18 protein-coding genes and 2 tRNA genes are annotated in these 19729 nt (G+C 62.2%); 12 read left to right on the top strand and 8 right to left on the bottom strand.

Going from position 1 to position 19729, the window contains the following annotated elements:
• Positions 1–134 precede the first annotated feature (134 nt).
• Entirely contained in the window at positions 135–1577 is a 1443-nt protein-coding gene (locus RPB_RS15305; RefSeq protein WP_011441922.1) for a porin, read from the bottom strand.
• 646 nt (positions 1578–2223) lie between these two features.
• Between RPB_RS15305 and RPB_RS15310 the strand changes: the two genes are divergently transcribed.
• A tRNA-Ser gene (locus RPB_RS15310) sits at positions 2224–2317 on the top strand.
• A gap of 107 nt (positions 2318–2424) precedes the next feature.
• Here the strand turns inward: RPB_RS15310 and RPB_RS15315 are convergent.
• Both RPB_RS15315 and RPB_RS15320 read right to left on the bottom strand, forming a co-directional pair.
• Complete coding sequence (locus RPB_RS15315) at positions 2425–2943, bottom strand: nuclear transport factor 2 family protein (RefSeq protein ID WP_011441923.1); 519 nt, start codon at positions 2941–2943, stop codon at positions 2425–2427.
• 99 nt (positions 2944–3042) lie between these two features.
• Positions 3043–5241: a TonB-dependent receptor gene (locus tag RPB_RS15320; protein WP_041798270.1), complete on the bottom strand. Its 2199-nt coding sequence runs from the start codon at positions 5239–5241 to the stop codon at positions 3043–3045.
• Between the two features lie 173 nt (positions 5242–5414).
• Here RPB_RS15320 and nikR point away from each other — a divergent pair, with 173 nt between their 5' ends.
• The 3 genes from nikR to RPB_RS15335 all read left to right on the top strand — a co-directional run bounded on the left by nikR (position 5415) and on the right by RPB_RS15335 (position 6682).
• Positions 5415–5834 carry a nickel-responsive transcriptional regulator NikR gene (gene nikR / locus RPB_RS15325; RefSeq protein ID WP_011441925.1) on the top strand — a complete coding sequence of 140 codons (420 nt, stop codon included), beginning with the start codon at positions 5415–5417 and terminating at the stop codon, positions 5832–5834.
• A gap of 242 nt (positions 5835–6076) precedes the next feature.
• Positions 6077–6346, top strand: a complete 270-nt coding sequence (locus RPB_RS15330) for a hypothetical protein (RefSeq protein WP_245258233.1) — start codon at positions 6077–6079, stop codon at positions 6344–6346.
• Between the two features lie 66 nt (positions 6347–6412).
• Entirely contained in the window at positions 6413–6682 is a 270-nt protein-coding gene (locus tag RPB_RS15335; RefSeq protein ID WP_049824754.1) for a PilZ domain-containing protein, read from the top strand.
• 18 nt (positions 6683–6700) lie between these two features.
• Here RPB_RS15335 and RPB_RS24620 read toward each other — a convergent pair whose 3' ends face one another.
• The 4 genes from RPB_RS24620 to RPB_RS15350 form a co-directional block, all read right to left on the bottom strand.
• Entirely contained in the window at positions 6701–6982 is a 282-nt protein-coding gene (locus tag RPB_RS24620; RefSeq protein WP_157038831.1) for a hypothetical protein, read from the bottom strand.
• 66 nt (positions 6983–7048) lie between these two features.
• Positions 7049–7945 (bottom strand): ADP-ribosyl-[dinitrogen reductase] hydrolase, encoded by an 897-nt coding sequence (gene draG, locus RPB_RS15340; RefSeq protein WP_011441929.1) that lies wholly within the window; start codon positions 7943–7945, stop codon positions 7049–7051.
• An 8-nt stretch (positions 7946–7953) separates the two neighbouring features.
• Positions 7954–8712, bottom strand: a complete 759-nt coding sequence (locus RPB_RS15345; RefSeq protein ID WP_433993738.1) for an NAD(+)--dinitrogen-reductase ADP-D-ribosyltransferase — start codon at positions 8710–8712, stop codon at positions 7954–7956.
• Positions 8713–8894: 182 nt separating this feature from the next.
• The gene (locus RPB_RS15350; protein WP_011441931.1) at positions 8895–9887 is read right to left on the bottom strand and encodes an AraC family transcriptional regulator; all 993 of its coding nucleotides are present in this window, start codon (positions 9885–9887) and stop codon (positions 8895–8897) included.
• A gap of 338 nt (positions 9888–10225) precedes the next feature.
• On the opposite strand from RPB_RS15350, the gene RPB_RS15355 reads away from it, so the two are divergent.
• From RPB_RS15355 to RPB_RS15375, 5 genes are all read left to right on the top strand, one after another.
• A tRNA-Ser gene (locus RPB_RS15355) sits at positions 10226–10315 on the top strand.
• An 85-nt stretch (positions 10316–10400) separates the two neighbouring features.
• The gene (locus tag RPB_RS15360; RefSeq protein ID WP_011441932.1) at positions 10401–12047 is read left to right on the top strand and encodes a site-specific integrase; all 1647 of its coding nucleotides are present in this window, start codon (positions 10401–10403) and stop codon (positions 12045–12047) included.
• A gap of 552 nt (positions 12048–12599) precedes the next feature.
• Positions 12600–14285, top strand: coding sequence for a hypothetical protein (locus RPB_RS24625; RefSeq protein ID WP_157038832.1), 1686 nt, complete (start codon positions 12600–12602; stop codon positions 14283–14285).
• Between the two features lie 265 nt (positions 14286–14550).
• On the top strand, positions 14551–14820 hold the full coding sequence (locus tag RPB_RS24630) for a hypothetical protein (RefSeq protein ID WP_157038833.1): 270 nt from the start codon (positions 14551–14553) through the stop codon (positions 14818–14820).
• Positions 14821–15025: 205 nt separating this feature from the next.
• On the top strand, positions 15026–15469 hold the full coding sequence (locus RPB_RS15375) for a hypothetical protein (RefSeq protein WP_011441935.1): 444 nt from the start codon (positions 15026–15028) through the stop codon (positions 15467–15469).
• Positions 15470–15549: 80 nt separating this feature from the next.
• Here the strand turns inward: RPB_RS15375 and RPB_RS24635 are convergent, their stop codons facing one another.
• Positions 15550–15777 carry a hypothetical protein gene (locus RPB_RS24635; RefSeq protein WP_157038834.1) on the bottom strand — a complete coding sequence of 76 codons (228 nt, stop codon included), beginning with the start codon at positions 15775–15777 and terminating at the stop codon, positions 15550–15552.
• Between the two features lie 455 nt (positions 15778–16232).
• On the opposite strand from RPB_RS24635, the gene RPB_RS24640 reads away from it, so the two are divergent.
• The 3 genes from RPB_RS24640 to RPB_RS15390 are packed head-to-tail and all read left to right on the top strand — an operon-like array spanning position 16233 to position 19185.
• Entirely contained in the window at positions 16233–16631 is a 399-nt protein-coding gene (locus tag RPB_RS24640; RefSeq protein ID WP_157038835.1) for a hypothetical protein, read from the top strand.
• A gap of 50 nt (positions 16632–16681) precedes the next feature.
• Positions 16682–18754: a relaxase/mobilization nuclease domain-containing protein gene (locus RPB_RS15385; protein ID WP_245258235.1), complete on the top strand. Its 2073-nt coding sequence runs from the start codon at positions 16682–16684 to the stop codon at positions 18752–18754.
• Positions 18751–19185 (top strand): hypothetical protein, encoded by a 435-nt coding sequence (locus tag RPB_RS15390; protein ID WP_011441937.1) that lies wholly within the window; start codon positions 18751–18753, stop codon positions 19183–19185. Before RPB_RS15385 ends, RPB_RS15390 begins: the two co-directional genes overlap by 4 nt.
• The last annotated feature ends 544 nt before the right edge of the window (positions 19186–19729 follow it).

Below are 19729 nucleotides of genomic sequence, written 5' to 3' on the forward strand. Positions count from 1 at the left end.
TCGCTCCCGCCGACCCAGAGCGCCCCCCGGGGCCCCGGCTCCCGCACCTTCCGCCAAATGCTCATGCCACAACGAAAAACCCCGGCGGTTGCCCGCCGGGGTTTCGTGACCCGTTCCTTGCGGAACGATCAGGATCAGAACACGCGCTGAACGCGGAGGTTGCCGCTCCAGGTGCCGAGGTCCTTGAGCTCGTAGTTCGCGGCCGGCTTGGTCGCGCCCGGAGCCAGGGCCACCAGACCCGAATGGCTCTGGTCGAGGTAGGTGTACATCACTTCGCCCGAGAACGTCAGGTTCTTGACCGGGGTCCAGCGGGTGACGGTGCCGATCTGAGCGATACGGAAGTCCGGGTTACAGGTGAACCCGACAGCCGTGGCGCAGATCTGGGCAGTCGCCGTGCCGTTGTAGTCGATCGAGGTGTACGAACCGAACAGCGAGGTCGACCAGTTGGGGTTCCAGTTGTGGTTGAACGCGCCACGGACGCCCCAGGCATCGGTCTTGGTGATGCCGGTGCCGTTGATGTTGTTGGTGCCCGCGAAGATACCATCGGCCGCACCCGCCAGAGCCAGGCTCTGGTAGCCGACGCCGGAGCTGCCGTACATCGCGAACGAGCTCGGGCTCACGCCGCCGAGCACGTAACGGGTCGCACCGTTCGAGTAGGTCGCCGTGAAGTTGATGCTGTCGCCGGGGCCGGTCGGCAGGTTCTTGAGCGAGATTGCGCCCTGCACCGCGTAGCCCCAAGTGTCGCTCGGATGACCCGAGGTCTCGAGAGCCGGCGTGTAGTAGGAAGCGCGAACCTGGTGGGCCGCAGCCGACACCTGGAACAGACCCCAGGCCTGGTCGACGCGGATCTTACCGACGATGTCGGGGATCTGGGTACCGGCGTAGGAGTTGGTGCCGAACACGCCCGAGGCGAAGCCGGCGTTGGTCAGGCCGGAGGTGTTGTACAGCGCCGACTGCAGGTAGGACGACTGGTCTTCGAGCGAGATCGAGCCCGACACGCCGTTGCCGAATTCCGCAGTGTAGGCGACCTGGTTGATGCCGGTGACGTCGTCGTAGCCGCCGATCAGGAACGAGGTGTTGTTGCCCGGATAACCGGTCCAGGGCGTATCGAACTGCGACACGGCCTTACCGAAGGTGAAGCCGGCGAACTGGATGAAGGCGTAGTAGACGCCGAGCGTACCGCCGGCGACGGCGTCGCCCGTGGTCCAGTTGAAGGTCGCATCGAAGTAGGTGCGAACCACGCCGTATTCAGTGGCGGTGCGGGTGTCGATGTTGATGTCCTGGCGCGAACGGAAGATGGTGTTGTTCGCGAGGCGGTTCTGCTGGCCGGCGTTGCCGTTCCAGGCCGGGGCGTTATAGGCGGCGCCACCGTACATCGTCACGTCGGCGCGCAGATAGCCGCCGAGCTTGATGCAGGTGTCGGTGCCCGGGATGTAGTAGAAGCCGGCGCCGTAGATCGAGCAAACCTTCACGTACTCGACCGCTTTGGCCTTCAACGGAAGATCGGCCGCCTGCGCGCCGCTCATGGCGACGAGAGCCGCCGCGGAGCCAAGGAAAAGGCTCTTAACCATGTTCATGTAAACCTCCAAGTTTGCTCTCTAGGGAAGGTTCCTGACCGCAGGATGCTGTCGCATCCGCAGGGTGGTCCCCTTGTCCCAATCAAACCCGCCTAGCCGCTTCGCGCCTTCGGACACACCCGCTGAACGCGAGGGACTTAAGCGAACCACCTAATCCGGGACGACCTCGGGATGCCCCCCTCCGTCGCAGTCACGAGAATTACCTAACCGTGATGCACACGCAACAAAGGAACGCCTCAGAACGGCTGGAGTCTCGCCGTTTTTGGGGTGGTGTTGCACAAATAACACTTGCGTTTCCACTTTGGAACTCGTTCAAGCTTTTGTTTTTATTGTACTTTTACAAATCTTCATGCAAACTCTCTACCGCCCTGCAGCATTGGCTGGCAACATCCAGATTTGCCGTTGCACGCGGGACGCGGACGGATTCCGGCGGACCACACCCGAAATCGCTGAGAATCGAATCCTGCAACGGGCGAATCTTCCGGCTCGATCGGCGGGATTGCGTCGAGCGGCCGCCGCGGCCACCCGCCGAAACGGAACCGCCGCATTTCCGCGGCGGCCGGACGGCCCAGGTCCGGAAGTTGCGGTTATCAAGCATGGAATCCCGCTTGCGGCCCGCGACCGCGTCGGGCATATCGGGCCAGCCGGAGACGTGGCCGAGTGGCTGAAGGCGGCGGTTTGCTAAACCGTTATAGGGTTGTAAAGCCCTATCGAGGGTTCGAATCCCTCCGTCTCCGCCACTAACCATCTGACCAAAATGAAGATTTTTATTCATAACGGAACGCGGCAACGCGTCCGCGCGATCCGGGCTGCCGGCAATCAGGGCCGCCTGCGGCGCCTGTGATTCTCACCGCGGCCGAGGCGCCTTTGCGGCGAGCGCGCGCGGACGCGCCAGATACTCGACCGTTTCCGGCCGCTCTTTCAGCCAGCCACCCCAGCGATTGAAGATTTTCGCCATCCGCGCGGGCTCGACGCCGAGCTGCTGCATCGCGACGCCGCCATTGACCGATTCACGGTATTCGCTGAACAGGCCGTCTCGCACGACGAAGCGGCTCATGCCGTCGATGACGACGAACCGGCCTTTGAACTGAGGTACCAGCGAGGTGAAGCTCGACAGCGACCAAGCATAACCCATGGTGCCGTCGAACACCGGGTCGAACATCTCCCAGCGATAGTCATCGTCGGCGTCGCGCCGGAACAATTCGACCAGCATGTGGGCGATCTCCTTGCGACCGCGATGCACACCATAGATGTAATCGTAGTAGACGCCATCGTCGGTGAAACAGCGGGCGAAGCGCTCGCCATCGGCTGCCTCCGCTGCGAGCGTCAATTCCGTGAGCAGGCGTCGAAATTCATCGAGGGTCATCCCGGTCTCCACGTTCGAATGCATCGCGCGGCATCGTATCGACGATTTGCAAAGCGCGACACCACCCGTCGCGGCAGCGGGGCTGTCGGAACGATCCGGTCAGAATGCGCCGGCCAATGTCAGCCGCACGGCCAGCGGTTCCGCCGGATGGACGTGGCGGTCGCCGACGCCATCGAGCGGCTCGCCCGGCAGGCGGGAAAGATAGTAGTACTCGATCTGGTTGGTCTTGGCGTTGAACAGGTTCAAGACGTCGAGCTGAAACCGCAGCCCGTTTTCGAAGCGATAGCCCGCACGGGCATTGAAAATCAGTGACGCCAGCGAGCGCTCGCTGCCGTCCTCGATCAGCGGCCGGGGTCCGAAATAGCGGCCTTTCAGCGCGCCGAACCAGCCGGTTTCCCGTCCGAACGTCAGCCCGGTGCTCGCCACCCAGGCGGGCGCGCCGGGAATCAGATCGCCGGCCGGATCGACATCGGTGAAGCGAGCCCGCGTGTAGGCGACGTCGAAATCGAACCCCAGCCACGGCAGCGGCCTGTACTGGCTGGTCCACTCGACGCCGACGCGCCGGCTCGGCCGGCTCGCCTCGGTGGTGCCGGCGTCACCGACGAACAGCAGTTCGGAATCGAAATCGAGCACGAACACCGCCAGCGACGTGGTCAACCCAGGGACCAGGCGATTGCGGACGCCGAGTTCGGCGCCTTTCGAGCGCACCAGCAGCGGCACACGGTCTGCCGGCGTGATCTTGTCGGTCGGATCGACAGTGATGGTCGCACCGCGAATGTCGTTGCTGTGCAGGCCGGTGCCGGCATTGCCGAAGAACTCGGTCGCGAGCCACGGGCCGAGCACGATCCCGACCTTGGGACTGGTCATCGTCGCGGAGGCCGAGCCGGAATTCGCCGGCGTGTCGCTGCGCACGCGGCCGCCGACATAATCTTCGCGGACACCCGCCGTGGTGCGCAGCCAGTCGGTCCAGCGCACCGTGGTGTCGGTCCACAGTCCGAGCGACTGCTCGGTGACGTCGTCGGCGCGCACCGTCGACAGCCAATTGCGTTGCAACGTCTTGGTGAGGCCCAGATCGATACTGTCGGCGCGGCTCTGAAGCCCGACGCGCGTTTCCACCGGTAGCCCTGCGAACCGATAGTCGAAGCGCTGGGTGCCGTTCAGCCCGATCACCATGCGGCGGTCGTACTGGTTGAACTGATCACCGTCGACCGGATCGTCGAGATAGTAAGTGAAATTGTTGTAGAGCTGCATCGACGACCGGATCACATAGGCATTGAGATCGGTCTGGCCGATGTCGCTCGAGCGCGCGAACCGTCCGGACAGGCTGAATCGGCTGGAATTGCCGCCGTCGGTCGGATCGAGCGAGCCGTAGCGGCCGATCACGCCCTGATCGATCGCGCGCTGCGCGACCTGATCGGTCGAGGTCCAGCGGTTGGCATAGGCCATGCCGGTCAGCGAGAAGCCGTCCGTTACCGTGCCCTGGCTGTAGCGCAGCACGCCGTTCAGCTTGCGGACGTTGTCGGGCACGTCCCAGGGGCCGTTATAGGTTTGTGCTTCGAAGGCGGCGAGCACCGTCCCCTCGCCCGCCTTCGTCGAGCCGGTGCCGAGCAGCCGTCGATAGCCGAAGCTGCCCATCGTGACTTCGGCGATGGTCTTCGGCATCGCGCGAAAATAATCGATACCCACGGCGCCTGCCGAACCAAAATCGCCGACATCGGCGAAATAGGGTCCCTTGCGTAGCGTCAGGGCGCTGATCAACTCCGGAATCATGAAATTGATATCGGCATAGCCCTGGCCGTGGCCGTGCGTCGGCATGTTGACCGGCATGCCGTCGACGGTGATCGCCAGATCGGTGCCGTGGTCGAGATTGAAGCCGCGGAGGAAATACTGGTTCGCTTTGCCCTCGCCGGAGTGCTGGGTGACGACCAGCCCGGGCACCGCCTCCAGCACCTCACCGACCCGTGCGACCGGCATCGCGTTGATTTCGGCACCGCTGATCACGCGCGCGCTGGCGGCCTGGTTCTGTGGGGCGCTGAGCGGCGCCGGCCCGGAGCTGGCGGCGGCGAGCGCCGCATCCGCGATCGCGGCTGGCGCCGGTGCGGGCACCCGACGTTCCGGGAATGTCGCGGACGGGCGTACCGGACGTCGTACCGCGCTGCGCGCCACGCGCGGCGGGGCATCGACCGCGATCTGCGGCAAGGTTTCGACCGGCGCCCGGGGTGTTTGCTCCTGCGCCGTTGCCGATGATAAGCCGCTGCTGAAAATCACACAGCCGACCGCGATGCCGCGTCCAGCCATCTGCCGGAGATCAATACCAAGCACGCCCGCCCCCACCGCGTCGCTGCGTGGCTGCAAGACGCGTGCACCCCAAATCTGCTATCGCAGGCGGTCCCGGCAGATCGCCCGAACTGGAAGCGTGGCACGGGCAGTATGACAATGTCAATAAATCTGCATACCAATAGAGGCCTGCGATGCACCGCGTCACCGTCACGCTGGACGACGATCTGATGAAGAAGCTCGACGCCATCATCGAGGCCCGCGGCTACCAGAACCGCTCCGAGGCGATCCGCGATCTGGCGCGGATCGGAATTCAGCAGACCTCGGCGCACGCCAGTGCAGAACACTGCGTCGGGGCGATGGTCTACACCTACGATCATTCCAAGCGCGATCTTCCGCGCAAGCTGACGCAGAGCTTCCACAATCACCACGAGCTGTCGCGCGCGACCATGCACGTGCATCTCGATCACGACCAATGCCTCGAAGTCACCATCCTCGACGGCAAGGCGAACGAGATTCAGCATTTTGCCGATCACATCTTTTCGGAACGCGGCGTGCGCTACGGCCGGCTGGTGACGATCCCCACAAGCGGCGACGGACACGCGCACGACTGACAGGCCCGGGTCGTCAGGCGCCCGAGCGCGAGCCGGCACCGTCGCGGCGATCAGCGCAGCCGCGCGACGCTGTGGCGCAGAGTGAAAAGTCGGAAGCGCACCGAGCGCATTAGCAAAGCCGTAAAGCTCCGGTGGTAGACAGCCGCATATTCATAGCGTGCGAGATTGACATGACGAATTGTCTCAGGGGCTTTTACACGGCGGAATTTGAAACGGCCCGGAAGAAGGCGCACGGGGTCGTCATGTTGCAGGATGGCCAGATCCGCGGCGGAGATTCCAGCTTCGCCTATGTCGGCTCCTATACCCAGGACGGCGCCCGCGTGTTCGGCAATCTGCGCGGCACCCGTCACGCCAACGCCGATCATCCCGATCACTACTCGGTGTTCGGCATCGATCCGGTCGACGTCGATTTCGACGGCGTCGCCAGCGACGGCTACGTCTCGATCGAGGGTTCCGCCCGAGAAACGCCGAGCCTGTCGATGCGCGCGCTCCTCAAGCGCATCGGGGACTAGGCCGCCCAGTATCGGCCTCCGGCGCCCCCGGGCGCCACGATCTGAAGCAGGTCCGCCGTGGTCTCCATCCCCGAAAAGCGCAAATTCCCTCGCGTCGGATTCGATCGCGGCGTCGACGCCTGGATCATGTCGATCGACGGCACATGGCGGCTCGCCTGCAAGATGCTGGACGCCTCCGCCCAAGGCGCACGGCTGATGCCGGCATCGCTGCAAGGATTGAAGGAGAAGGAGTTTTTTCTTCTGCTGTCTTCCACCGGACTCGCTTATCGGCGGTGCGAGGTGGCGTGGGTCAACGGCGACGAGATCGGCGTCAGATTCCTGAAGGTGAAGCGCTGAACAGCCCGCCCGCACCTATCATTTCGGCGGCTCCAGTTCCGGTGACGACAACCATCCCTGAATGTTCGCAGCGGTATCGAGCTCGCGCGCCTGCTTGATCAGGCGCTCGCGTTCGGCAGTCGGCGCGCGCTCCTCGGTCCGCTCGCGCCATTCGCCGGCTCGCTCGGGCGGCCGTTGATGCAGAGGCTTTGGATCGTGAGGCGGTGGTGAATGCATCCTAGGTCTCCCTGTCATGCGCGGCGGCGGGAGCGCAACGCGCGTCGTATCACGATGGCTGCCTGACGTTGCGATGATCAGCATATGGGCCGGATGCCGGGGAATACCAGTGACAATTGAGTGCGGGAGATGCGTCAATCCGCGCGAATTTTACGCGCCGCCGTCGCGTCGGGCGATGGCCAGGAGATGCGGCACCTGATCGTGGATCGCCGCTGTGACATGGCGATCGAGCCGGTCCAGCCAGCGCTTCGGGATCGCGGCCGAACCATAGGTCGCGCCGGCGAGCATCGCCGCGAGTGCCCCGGTGGTGTCGGCATCGCCGCCGTGGTTGACGGTCGCGATCACGCAATCCGCGAACGTCGTCGTGTTGAAGTAGTAGTGCAGCACGGTCTGCATCGTATCGACGACGTAGGCCGACGACTGGCAACGAAACGGCTCGAACCTGAAGCTGCGGTGCGCTTCGACCAGTTCGTCCGCGATCACACGGGCACCAGTTCGCCCCTCGCCCGCGAGCAGTGCCTGCAGCATCCGCACCAGCGCCAGCGCCGCGCCGTCGGACAACGGATGATGATGGGTGATGTGGCCCTGAGCCACGGTCCATGCTGCCGCCTCCTCCGCCGGCCGGCCGAATGTCGCCAACGCCACCGGCAGGATCCGCATCGCGGCGCCGTTGCCAGCGTCGCCTTCGAAATACGGCCCCTCGACGGTGCCGCTGGTGATGTAGCGGCGGATGCCACGGCGGCAGGTGCTGCCGACATCGACCGGGCCGGTTCTGAGCCAGGCGGCGAACTCGTCGCAGACGTCACGCACGTCGAAGCCGCCGCAGCGGATCAGCGAGCGGCCGAGTGCCAGCGCCATGTCGGTGTCGTCGGTCACCTGCCCCGGCTTCAGCCGCAGCCAGCCGCCGCCGATGATCTCCTTGTGAACGCCGTGACGCTCGACGATCTCGGACGGCGTCATGAATTCGACGGTGGCGCCGAGCGCATCGCCGACGGCGAAGCCGAGATAGGCCGCCAGCGCCCGATCCTCGATGCTCGGTTGCGTCATGGCGGTCCTCAGAAATAGCTCGCGGTGACGCGATACGCGCCGCCGATCACCAGATACTCGCTTTCGCCCTTCAAGGGATGCGCGGCGAGCAGCCGGTTGAAGAACAGGATCTTCGGCACCGGCACCCGCACGGTCAGGATGGTGTCGCCGAAACAGTCGGCGACGCTACGGTCCGACGAGAACGACGTCAGATTGTTCAGCCGCATCACCACGTGACGCTTGTCGATCCGCTGTACGATCTGGTGTTCGTCGAATGCGTTGACGCCGCGATAGAGTGTGACGTGGGTGCTGCCGGCGGCGGAAAAATGCGCCAGCGCCCATTGGCAGAATTCGAACAGCAAATCGAGCTGCACGTAGATCGCGTTGTTGTGGAAGCGGCTCGACATCTTCTCTTCGACATAGGTCGTCCATGCCGGGCTCGCGATCCGCCGGATCGCGTCCTTGTGAAACGTCGGAAAAATGCCGAACCGGCTCTCCACCCAGCCCTTCAGCACGGCGCCCTCCGGCCCGTTGCTGTCGAAGCCCCAGCCCTTGATCAGATCGAGAAACGACGAGCGGAAGCGGCTGCGGCCGTCGGCCCTGCGCACCCGTTGCTCCGCATCGATGCCGAACAGCGCGGCCATGTAGCACGAGAACGCCTCGCCAGCGTCGGCGAGATCGGCCGCCTGACCGAGCATCTCGAACAGGCTCGGATTCATCTCGCGTACGCCGGCGATGTGCAGCGGCACCGGCTGGTCGTTGAAGCCGACATCGGTGAGGAAGCCCATCGGCACGCCGACGAGGTTGGTGGAATGACCGATGCCCCCTGTTGAGGTCAATGGTGCCGGCTCTGCCGTTCGCGCCCGCGGGCGCTTCAGTGATATCACACTCCCCGTCTAGCGGAGCCGGCTGCAGCTGCCTATGCGCATCTCGGCTAACCGTCGCACGCCGCCGCCAGGGGCGCGTCCGGTCAGCGCGCCCGGGCCAACGTTTCCGACGGCAATTCTCCGTGTTTCTGGCGATAGTCGTGGGCGAAATGGCCGAGATTGCTGAAGCCGCAGGCGAACGCGACCGAGGTGACCGAGCGCGACGGATCGCCCTGCAGCAGCATTTCGCGGGCCTTGTTGAGCCGCACCGTCTTGGCGAACGCCATCGGCGAATAGCCACGGTGCTTTTGAAACGATTTGAACAGGCTGCGGACCCCGACATTGGTCACGGCGGCGAGATCGTTGATGGTGATCGCCCTGTTCCAAGACGCCGCGATGAACTCCTCCGCGACGCGAACATAGTCCGGCGCGCAGTCCGGCGCATCGCGGTCGAGCTGGTCGCTGAAATTGTGCCGCGCCACGCTGAGCAGCGACACCATCAGCGTATGTTCGAGTTCGCGCAGCATCAGCGGCGGCAGCGGGGCCTGCGCCGGATCGACATGCCGGGCGAGAAACAGGCCGAGATCGCGCAGCGCACGCGCGCCGCAATCGTCGATCCGCACCGATGGCGCGAACACCAGCCGGCCGCGCGGCTTGACACCCAGCATCGCCTCCAGCGTGGCCATCAGCTTTTCATTGGAGAACCGGATGATGAGCTGCTCGTAGTCGGCGCCGAACTCCAGCACCGTCGGCGCCCCCGGCGACGAAACACACCAGCGCGAAGGGTCGACCTCGACACTCGAGCCGCCCGAGGTGGTCCGGCCGGTGCCGCATAACGCGATCTGCAGCCGCGCGAAATCGGTTTCGGAAAACTCCGCGACAGCCTGCGAGGCGTAGCGGCAAAAGCCGAACGCCGTCACGTCGAGCTTGACGAAGCTGCCGAACCCCTCGAACCCCTCGGCCTCCGCCGAGAACGCCCGTGCACCATAGAAATTGATCAGTGCGTGGCGCATTTCCGCGATGTCTGTGGTGTGGACGACCGGGGTCCGATTCAGCGGGTAATCGGGGACGATGGCGCTCGCGGAAGCGTCGGACATGCGGTGAGGACTCCGTCCAGAACCAGTTTTGCCCGGCTGTGACGAGCCAGGCTCGGCGCCAGCCTAGATGTCCGACACCGCTCCCACCGCTCAATACCGAACATCTTCGCTCAACCACCGCGCATATGACAAATTTACAGCAAAGTGTAGCAATAATGCCGCAATATTGACAGACCGCTCCCTCGCGAGAGCCCCGCGCGACACAGATCGAGCGCCAATCCGATGAGCCGCCGACCCGACTGTGGCGCCGGGGACCCGTCTCCGAGCTCTGCCGTCCCGCGATCGCGCGACGCTTCCCCCCGCCGTCGCGCTTTGCTATGCCGCTGTTGTTCCGGCACGGAAGGGTGGCCGAGCGGTTTAAGGCACCGGTCTTGAAAACCGGCGTGCCCGCAAGGGTACCGTGGGTTCGAATCCCACCCCTTCCGCCATGTCTAAGCAATTGATTTTACTAATGTAAGAAGCATTCTAGCGACTCGATTCTGTTACAATTTGATGTAACGTTTCGAGGCGCTCATGTACCTATGGAAACGCGGCACCGTTTATTGGTTTCGCCGATCAATCCCGCAGGATCTGAAGGCTCACGTTGGCTCGAATGACGCCGCCGCGAGTCTCCGGACCGGCGACCGTAGGAAGGCCCGGAGACGGGCAATGAGGCTGGCAGTGACGATGGATGAATGGTCGGAGGCGGTCCGGCAAGCACAATTGAATGATCTGGAACAACCCGACCGCGCCCTTTTGCTGAAAATGTTCGACGACGCGATGGGTCTCGTCGAAAGCCAGCAGGCGACCGACAGCACCCGGCAGCAGGCGGACGCAATCCAGGCAGCCATCACCGAGTACAAGGCGACGGCCGGAACTCGGGAGCGTCTTTCGGGGATCAATCAACGTATCCGTGTAATCGGCGACCGCGTAGCGGCCTTGACCGCCGCACCGGCGAAGGCTCCCTCAAGCGAGATTGCCGACCTTCGTGCCGACTTGATGAACGAGATGGCGAAGGTCCGGAATGACGTTCAAAACGCGCACAAGAATCAGTGGTCCGCCGACCTCCTGTCGACCAAGATCGACGATTACGTTCAGGCCAAGGCCAAAGAGCTTGGCGGCACGAAGCATGTTTCGACAATTGGGCCGCGGATCAGGAATTTTCTGGAAACGATCGGCGACAAGCCACTCCGCGACTACACACGCCAGGATTTTGAACGATATCGCGATATCTTGGACCGCACGCCGAAACGAGCTTTCGACCGGTTCAAAACCAACAATCTTGCCGATGCCGCCGAAAGGAACGAAAAGCGCGCACGGCCCTTTGAAGTTATCGATGACAAAACCGTCGACGACGACTATCTGACACCCGTCAAAACGTTCTTCATGCATCTTGTTCGGAATCTCTGGATTCCCGCGACCCCTGCCATCGGCATCGTCTCCTCGCGGACACGCGAAAGCCGCAGGACCGACCGACCTGACGAAGGTCGGCGAGCTTTCAAGCCCGATCCGATCAATGCCTATTTCCGGTACATCGTCCAGAAACGATCGCGAGCGACAGAAGACTTTTGGCTGCCGATCCTGGCTCTATATACCGGTGCTCGCCTCAATGAACTCTGCCAGATCGAGCCGCGCCGGATTATTCTACACAATGGCCGCTGGCATATCGATTTGCTGACGATTTACGATCGAGATGAGATCGAGCGCGCGGTGAAAGGAATGAAAAAAGAGGAAAAGTCTGCTGCGAGATTGAAACTGAAGACCGCATCGGCGCGCCGACAAATTCCTATTCACGACGACCTGATCAAGATCGGATTTATTGATTTTGTCGATCAGCGGAGAAATCACCCCAAGTACACGCGCCTGTTTCCCAACCTGCGGCCGGATCAATACGGATATTTTTCATCCGCCGTCGGGAAACGGCTAAACCGCGACATCAAGAGCGCTGGCGCGAAAACCGACGATACCTCGTTCTACAGTCTCCGCCACAATTTCGCGGCTGCATTAGAGCGGGCGCTTGTGCCCCATCGCACGAAAGACAGGATCATGGGCCACCTCGTCGTCGGAGCCCAAGGTCACTACACCGATCCCGAACTTGAGGATGTCGAAACCGCAGTCATCGAGCGCGTCAGCTTTCCGGGTGTCGACATCGCTCCATATCTTTCCCAAAAACGCTTGTAAGACCGAGCAAACAGAACGCGGTTGACGGTCGCGAGGGCCGCCTACACTCGTCCCTGCGTCGAGCCCAAGGGGCTCGACGGCAGCGCCTTCTTAGGCGCGCGCTCTTGCGCGGGGCGAGCGGCCCGAACGACTAGTCACCGAGCGACGGGGCCCCATGACTATCCGAGAGTGGCGGTGCGCCGGCACGGCGCACGAAGGCCGGGACCCGTGGCCCGGCCGAGAGCCACGAAGAATCGTCATGGGGGGAGCGAGGGAGACCGCGCTCGATCCAGCTTTGCATCGGAGCACCCAAGAAAGTATTGGCGTTCTTCCGTTCTGAAGATTCCAACTTTTGCATGACGATCGGTCATATGCTGTCGGCTGCCGACCCGTTTACCGCGATCCTCCCGAAAATATTCTTTCCCAATGAATCGTTGGGATTTTGCGCGTTGAGCCGACCGGCACGGTCCGAGCGCGTTTGACCTGCGCGTGAGTTGATACCCACCATTGATGACAACCCCTGGGTCTTCGCGCTTCGCAGGCGCTCGCCAGGGGTCATCAACGGGTGAGATCATGGTCACTACAAATCTAGGATATGTCAACAATAGTCGTGGCGGTGATATCAGCCGCGATGGTTTCGATCGCGACCTCTCGATCGATGCATGCAGTCGCCCGTTTATCACATTGCCCGCCGGAATCGCCGCTGGAATCGATCTGCTTTGGGGTGATACCGACACGACCGCCGACAGGCGGTCGCTTGCCAGTAGAGGAGCTACATTCGCGGACAACGAAAACATCAACAATCAATTGGACAATGCCAACGAAGGACGAGGCAACGCGAAAATAGAGGAATCCAACGCCGAGGTTTCTGAGACTAAGCACCGGTACGATTTGAAACACGCCGTGGTCCGGATGCTCCGCACCGGTCTCAGCGAAGACGAGCGCTCTCACGCAGTCTGCGGCTGCGGTGCTGCCGCTTACGACCGCGATGAAGACGACGGTGCCCGTCTCCAAATCCCGGTTCATCGTAACGACGCAGGCCGCGCCTGGGTTTCTGGCGTCTATCGCTGCAAATCGGGCTGGCTATGTCCAACCTGCGCACCGGCCGTCGCCAGGAAGCGCCAGGAGGCTGTCCGGGAGGTCGTTAAGGCGACGACGGAAGCCGACGGCATGTTTCTGATGGGTCTGGTTACCGTACATCACGTGAAGAAGGACAAGCTTGCGGACGTTAAGAAGCTCGTGACGGACTCTTTCGCCGCCGCGCGCCGCCAGAAGAACTGGGCGCGCGCTGCGGAAGAAGCGGGGGTTGCCGGAGTTCTAGTCGCTCCCGAGGTTACCTACGGTCGCCACGGCTGGCATTTTCACTTGCACTTCGGAGTCTCGTGCATTTCCTGCGATGGCGACGACGAACTGACCGACGCAGAGTCGGAAGCCATTGAGGACGCAGCACTCGCCGCTGGACGCATTCTCATCGAGAATTTCCGCGCTCAAGTCGCTAAACGCGGCGGAACGACTGTCATCGATGGCCAGGGCATCGAGATCGCCGCTAGCCCGGAGGCAGCAAGCGATTACATCGCAAAGGGGACGTCATGGGAACTGGCTGGCGGCGTCGCACATAAGAGCGATGCCAAGGGCCAAACGATTTGGCAAATTGTCGAAGACGCCGACGCAGGCGATACCGACGCTTACGCGCGTTTCCGCGAGTACGCTGAGGTGATGCCAGGAACTCGGTCATGCGTCATTACCGCGAAACTCCGGGAGACTCTGAATCTTCCCGCAGACGACGAACTCGGCGGCGATCAGCAGTTCGAAGACGGCGGACAAGTCGTCGGACACCTCGACACTTTCACTTGGCTCCGCTTTCTGCGAACAAAACTGGCCGGGACATTCTTGTCCCGGATCGAGACGGTCTCGGGAGACATCTCCGGAGACGGGTTTGAACGTCTCGTCGCCGAAACAACCGCTGATGCAGACCGGCAGGAAGGCATCATCATTCTAAAACGCGCCGCGAAAGTCCAGAGAAACGCCGCCGACGAAGCCGCCGGACACGCGGAGGTTCGACGCATCATCACGCGCAACATCGCTTATCATGTATTGCACAGCGCAAAACGAGACCCGCTCAGCATCAATAGAATGATTGAACAGCGCATCGCATCACTACGGGCTGACGGTCACCCGGAAGCAGCAATGCCGCTCCTTAGAGGCGTGCTAGCTGATTTGTTTCAAATGAGGGAATGCGTGGTTCAACGCGCAGCCTGACACCGGCTCTGCGACCCGTGACCGCGTCATCCAATGAATTCATTTTCTAACCGCACGACTCCTTGTCAACAATTTCGACTCCTTCCCGACAATCCATCGATTCCTTGTCAACAATTGGCGAGTCTTTACGAGTGCGCCAATCGAATCCTTGGCCTGAGTTCTTGATGATCAATTTCGATTAGTTACGCGACATCCAGTCCCTGGACTCATAGATGGCGCTGACGTAGCACGGATACCCATGTTCTTTCACTACAGGAGAGACGCAGTGACCATCATGACTTTGCAGCCCCAACCAGAACTCTCGCTTTGGACCGGCTGCGATGAAATTCAGTGCGCGGAGGCATCCACTTCTACCGTAGTCGTTGGGCTCGGCGTCGAAGCCGCCGAGCCAGATGGATGGTATTGGGAGATCGTCAATGTCGCGGATGACGTCATCGCCAGCGGCTTTGTCGACACAATAAGTGCCGCAACAACTGTTGCGATTGCCGCTGCAACACGACACCTCGCTGAGAGGCATCATGATGGCGGGCGATAGCTAGACGCACCGTCGCCCGCCTATGCCCGAAAAATAATCTTCATCGGCGATTCCTCAATCAATCCCCGGGATTTTCGTCGATTGCCTCCCTAGCGCTTCCGTCGAAGCAGTTGACTCTCTCTGCTGAGCGCGGACAGCATCTGTCTGTGAGTGACCTACTAAGTCATTCACTGCGGTAGGACACCAGTAGAAGGAGCTAACAACGATGGCAAAGCGAATTTCAGGACTCGCGGTGACGGACGTCGCATCGCTTGAAACGCACATTGATAAAGTCCGCGGAAAAGCGAGGTCCTGGACGCTTTCCGCGCCTGACGTCCGTCGCATCGCCGATCTGGCCGAGCAACGGCTCGAACAAATGTTCGTCGCGACGACCCACCGGCGCGGAGCTTGCGTCACGGCTCGCTCGGCTGGACCGGCGTCGACGGCGTACAAATATTCTGTGATCGGCGCGGAAGTCGTTCTGCGTCGCGCAAAGGACGGCTGGCGCATGACTGACTATAGTTGCTGTAATGTGTATCCCTGCACCGCCGAGCGGATCAGAATCGAAATCACACCCGCCCAGGCGGAAAAGTCGTTCGACACGATGCGACGTCGCCTGCGCGTGACGGTGAGGTCTCTGGTCGATTCCGACTTTGCGGCCGCAGCATAAGTGCGAGGGAAGGATGTCAAGAATGACGCCCACAGCCCGGCTGCGATCCGAGAAGGCCAAGCTAGCTGGAAACGAGTGAACTAGAGGGAAATCATGTGATGAAGTTCGAGCGAATTCACACCGACGGGCTTGCGTTTTCGGAGTTGCCAGATGACAAGAAGCCCATCACACACGAACGAGTGGTTGCGCTTGCTGACGACCTCAGAGACGTAGCGCATGCGTACAACGCTCTCGTTCATCGTCGCACGGTCGATATTGATGAAGCTGCAACGTGCTTCGCACTCGGCAGACTTGCTTACGAGGTTCACGATAAACTCCAAGAACTCCGCTTTGCTATTACCGACGCGCAGAGGGGCACCCTAGATCATCATTCCCGGAATGCGTAGTACGAACGCGAGCTGTACAATGTAAACGAGACGAAGATGGCCCCGGTATAGGGGCCGTTTTCTTTTGAACCGCCCCACCGTCATATAACATGGCTTACTGATCATTCCTGACTATCGAACTCGAAGATAGCCAGCCATAGTGTCATACGCTTCGCGATGACCCCAAGCTGGCTAGGGGGAGGCGTGCCCCCCCATGGACCCCCACCAGACGGCTTCAGAGAGCCCTTTCCGTCGTCACCGTATGACGACATGGGTGCGCTATCTCACCGCTGTCGTCATACACCATGGCTTGTCTGGCACACGCGTCGGACGACATGGCTTGTCCGATTTCCGCCGGTGATCTCATCATGACGTAGTACTCATCAAGAGGCCGCGTCATGTCCATCCCTCCCGTTCTATTTTTTCGCGCGGATTTGCCGACCCGCACAGCAGTCCAGGAGGCCGCACGCGCCGCAGGCACCACAGTGTCCGGCTGGCTCCGCGCCGCCGCCCGGATGCGCCTTCCGGACGGCGGCGCGACACTTCCGCCGTTGCCGCCGAGCCCGCGTCGCCGTCCTGTCCGCATCCCGTCTGATGACGTTGCCGCCGTCTCTCGCCTCACCGGTGAAGTCGGCAGACTGACAGGCGCGACGATTCAACTCGCGCGATCACTGCGTGAGACGGGCTGCGCTCCGGAGCATGAGACGACTGAGACGATTCTGCGCGATTTGCGCGCAACGCAGGCCGATCTGGTCAGCGTCGTCGATCGTCTCCGAGCGGCAGAGGCGACCGAGTGATCGCAGGCGCAACCCGAGGTTCCGGCGGCCCCGCCCTTGCTCGACATCTCATGTCCCGCAAAGGCGGCCAAACGGTTGAAGTCATGCCCGCACGCGGGCTGGCGGCGGAGCATCTGCGCGATCAGCTTCGGGAGCTTGTAGCGTCATCCGCTCACGGCCGGACGGATCGTCCGGTGCACCACGTGCATATCGATCCTCCGCCGGACTGCTCCGATCCGGACGCGGTTATCGCGACATTTCTCGATCGTTACGAAGCCGAATTCGGGCTACAAAACTCGCAGCGCGCGGGTGTTTATCACGTCAAGGCCGGTCGCAAACACGCTCACGTCGTCTGGTCTCTCGTTCGTGACGACGGCTCCGTTGTCTCGCTCGCGCACGATCACGCGCGAAGAGAAAAAGTCAGCAGAATCGTGGAGTTTGAATGCGGTTTGCCGTTCACGAAGGGCAAACACAATCGCAGTGCGGCGGCAGCGCTCCTGAAAGAGGGCCGCGCCGACGTTTCCGACGCAATGCTTGCTGCCGGTTTGCTCGATGGTCGCCGACCGGTGGCGCATTCGACGCCGCGCCAACGCGCCCAAGCCGAGCGCACTGCCGTGCCGCTCGACGAAATCCGGACGCAAGCTCTCGCAGCGTGGCAAGCATCGGACGACGCGCGGTCGTTCGCCGTCGCGCTCCACTCCTTTGATTTTTCGGTCGCGACCGGCGAGAGCGGCTACGTCCTGATCGACCGGTCCGGGAGCGTGCATAGCCTGAATCGCGTCCTCGCTGCAGCTGCACGTGCAGAAGGCGTGGAAAAGATCACCTCCGCGGCTGTCCGCTCACGCTTGCGCGGCATCAACTTTCAAAATGTGGAGGAAGCCAAAAATGCCCGATCAGAACGACGCAATACTAACTCAGGCGACCGGCGCGCGGGAGGCATCGGAGCGCCTGTTACCGCTCCTGAGCCTCCTCGACGAGCAGACCGGCGAGACGAGCCCGTTGGACGAGCTCAAGGGCTTGTTGCAGGCGATCGTCGAGATTTTGGGTCATCACACGAGCGCGTTGCAGCGGCTCGAAAGCGCATCCGTGACCACGCCGCCGCGCAACGCATAGGCGACATCGATCTGCAAGACTTAATTCGTAACAAGGGGGAAGTGATGGCAAAGATAAGAGCTCAGAACTTTAAGGCGAAAATCCTCGCAGAAGTCGCCCCCGCGGGGTTCAACGCGCATGCATTTTCCGATGATCTGCGCATGATTCAGAAACCGACGCCCGCGCGACCGGCGGCTCGGATTATGATGATCGATGGCGGCTGGCTTGAGTACGATGCAGCCGGGCGTAGCATCCGAACATGGGGTCCCACCGGCCGCGCGCAAATACTCGCCGCCGCGCTCGCCGATAAGCTCGGCGTCGAGCCGGAGCATCTGGCGAAAACCGCATCAGTCGGAGCCGATGTCGACGCTCTGAAAGTGACAAAAGTGTCGGAAGACACAGTCAACTCGCTGGTTTTGTGGTGGACCGCTCGTGGCTATTCGGCGACCGACGGCCCAGACGGATGCTGGGTCACGGCAGGCTACGCTCGCATCCGAGACACTGGCGATCAGCTTGAGATTCACGGCGGCCTGACGGTCAAAGTCATCGATGCAACGATCCTGAAAGCAAAGGAAGCTTGGGGCGGCGGCGTGTATCTCGACGGCGACTGGACTCAAGATGAGCAAGATAAGCTCTGGATCGCCGCCCAGCGCGCGGGCGTAAAAGTCGAAAATTGCCAGCCGTCGCTGTCGATTCAAGATGCGTGGCAGCGGGAGCAAGCCGCATCCGCGAAATCCATAAAAACGATTTGCGCCGCGCGATCCGCAATCGCAGAAGCTACAGACGTTCGCGATGCCGCCGCCGGTGATCTCGAAGCTATGCACCGGCTTCCGCAGCCGTTGCAGGCCTTCGTCGTCTCACACCTCGACGACGATCAGCGCAGGCATCTGTCTGGGCAGTCCGTCGCCGACATCACCGCCGCCTTGCCGCGCTTCCGCGACCTCGGTCAGTCTGAACTCGAGGAATACGAGCGCACCGGCCGCACGTTCACGCCGCCGAAGCCGCGTCGCGATGATCGCGACCGCAACGCCGCGCACACGTATTCGCAATGACCGTCGCCCCGCATATCCTGCGGCGGTACGTGCTCGACCGAGCCGCCGGACGCATGCCCCGCCCGGAATGGTCATACTACGCGCCGGACATTGGCGCTTGGATCCTCGCTGTCGAGGCGTCCGCGCGACGTTACGAGCATCACCGGCGAGTCCGGATCGACGGGGTACCGTGGTGCGACGTCCTCGGTCATCGCACTGAGGTGGCGGACGACCTGCAATTGCAGACGTATTTTCTCACAATCGCGTCGGATGGCTGGTCTCGCCTCGCGATCGAGGTCATGCAGCATCCGACCCGCTGCCTGAAGTCCTGGCGCGCCGCCGGCGCGCTCATCCTCGCCGCCGTCGATCCGAACACGGAGGCTTTCGGAGGACCACTATCCGACTGGCCGGAGTCTCGCGGCACCGGTCCGCGCAGCATGCTGCCGCGTTGATCTGATGGGTTCGTTTTCGGGATGAGCAATCATCCACGCCCCCCTCGTGGAGGCCAAGAAACACAAGCGCAAATGCTTCGAATTGTGGCAGGCTTCCGCCACATTTTTCGAATTGGTCTTTGAGTACCGCTTTCCCATCGCATCACTCGCCCCTTCCTCGACCTGGCACATCGGCACGCCGGGCGGCCCCTGCTGGGCCTCGCAAGGGGACCGAGGCTCCTCCGGCCTTCGGCCTACGTGCGCCCGCACCACTCCCCTTGCGCCGACGCACCGGCGCGCCTTCACGGTCGCGGGGCGAGCGATGCGATGGGAAAGGTCATCACCGCTGGGAGATGACTGCCGCACCGGCGGCAGGACGACAGAGGGGGGAATGGGCTCGCTCCGCTCAGGGAAAGACGATAGCAGGCGGCTGAGAACGAGCGCGAAACGCTCCAAGCCTTCCGCCGTGACCGCGCGGAAAAGGACGCACTTGTCCTGAAGAACCTCGAAGATCGCCAGGCACTCCAGCAAGATATCAAAGCACGGCGCACGATTGCGCATCAGG

It is taken from the genome of Rhodopseudomonas palustris HaA2 (assembly GCF_000013365.1).
Taxonomy (GTDB): Bacteria; Pseudomonadota; Alphaproteobacteria; order Rhizobiales; family Xanthobacteraceae; genus Rhodopseudomonas; species Rhodopseudomonas palustris_J.

What these genes read in the sequence shown, in the direction of transcription:
- RPB_RS15305 (WP_011441922.1), bottom strand. Translation starts at nt 1,577, where the DNA reads ATGAACATGGTTAAGAGCCTTTTCCTTGGCTCCGCGGCGGCTCTCGTC.
- RPB_RS15315 (WP_011441923.1), bottom strand. Translation starts at nt 2,943, where the DNA reads ATGACCCTCGATGAATTTCGACGCCTGCTCACGGAATTGACGCTCGCA.
- RPB_RS15320 (WP_041798270.1), bottom strand. Translation starts at nt 5,241, where the DNA reads ATGGCTGGACGCGGCATCGCGGTCGGCTGTGTGATTTTCAGCAGCGGC.
- nikR (WP_011441925.1), top strand. Translation starts at nt 5,415, where the DNA reads ATGCACCGCGTCACCGTCACGCTGGACGACGATCTGATGAAGAAGCTC.
- RPB_RS15330 (WP_245258233.1), top strand. Translation starts at nt 6,077, where the DNA reads ATGTTGCAGGATGGCCAGATCCGCGGCGGAGATTCCAGCTTCGCCTAT.
- RPB_RS24620 (WP_157038831.1), bottom strand. Translation starts at nt 6,982, where the DNA reads ATGCTGATCATCGCAACGTCAGGCAGCCATCGTGATACGACGCGCGTT.
- draG (WP_011441929.1), bottom strand. Translation starts at nt 7,945, where the DNA reads ATGACGCAACCGAGCATCGAGGATCGGGCGCTGGCGGCCTATCTCGGC.
- RPB_RS15345 (WP_433993738.1), bottom strand. Translation starts at nt 8,712, where the DNA reads ATGGGCTTCCTCACCGATGTCGGCTTCAACGACCAGCCGGTGCCGCTG.
- RPB_RS15350 (WP_011441931.1), bottom strand. Translation starts at nt 9,887, where the DNA reads ATGTCCGACGCTTCCGCGAGCGCCATCGTCCCCGATTACCCGCTGAAT.
- RPB_RS15360 (WP_011441932.1), top strand. Translation starts at nt 10,401, where the DNA reads ATGTACCTATGGAAACGCGGCACCGTTTATTGGTTTCGCCGATCAATC.
- RPB_RS24625 (WP_157038832.1), top strand. Translation starts at nt 12,600, where the DNA reads ATGGTCACTACAAATCTAGGATATGTCAACAATAGTCGTGGCGGTGAT.
- RPB_RS15375 (WP_011441935.1), top strand. Translation starts at nt 15,026, where the DNA reads ATGGCAAAGCGAATTTCAGGACTCGCGGTGACGGACGTCGCATCGCTT.
- RPB_RS24640 (WP_157038835.1), top strand. Translation starts at nt 16,233, where the DNA reads ATGTCCATCCCTCCCGTTCTATTTTTTCGCGCGGATTTGCCGACCCGC.
- RPB_RS15385 (WP_245258235.1), top strand. Translation starts at nt 16,682, where the DNA reads ATGTCCCGCAAAGGCGGCCAAACGGTTGAAGTCATGCCCGCACGCGGG.
- RPB_RS15390 (WP_011441937.1), top strand. Translation starts at nt 18,751, where the DNA reads ATGACCGTCGCCCCGCATATCCTGCGGCGGTACGTGCTCGACCGAGCC.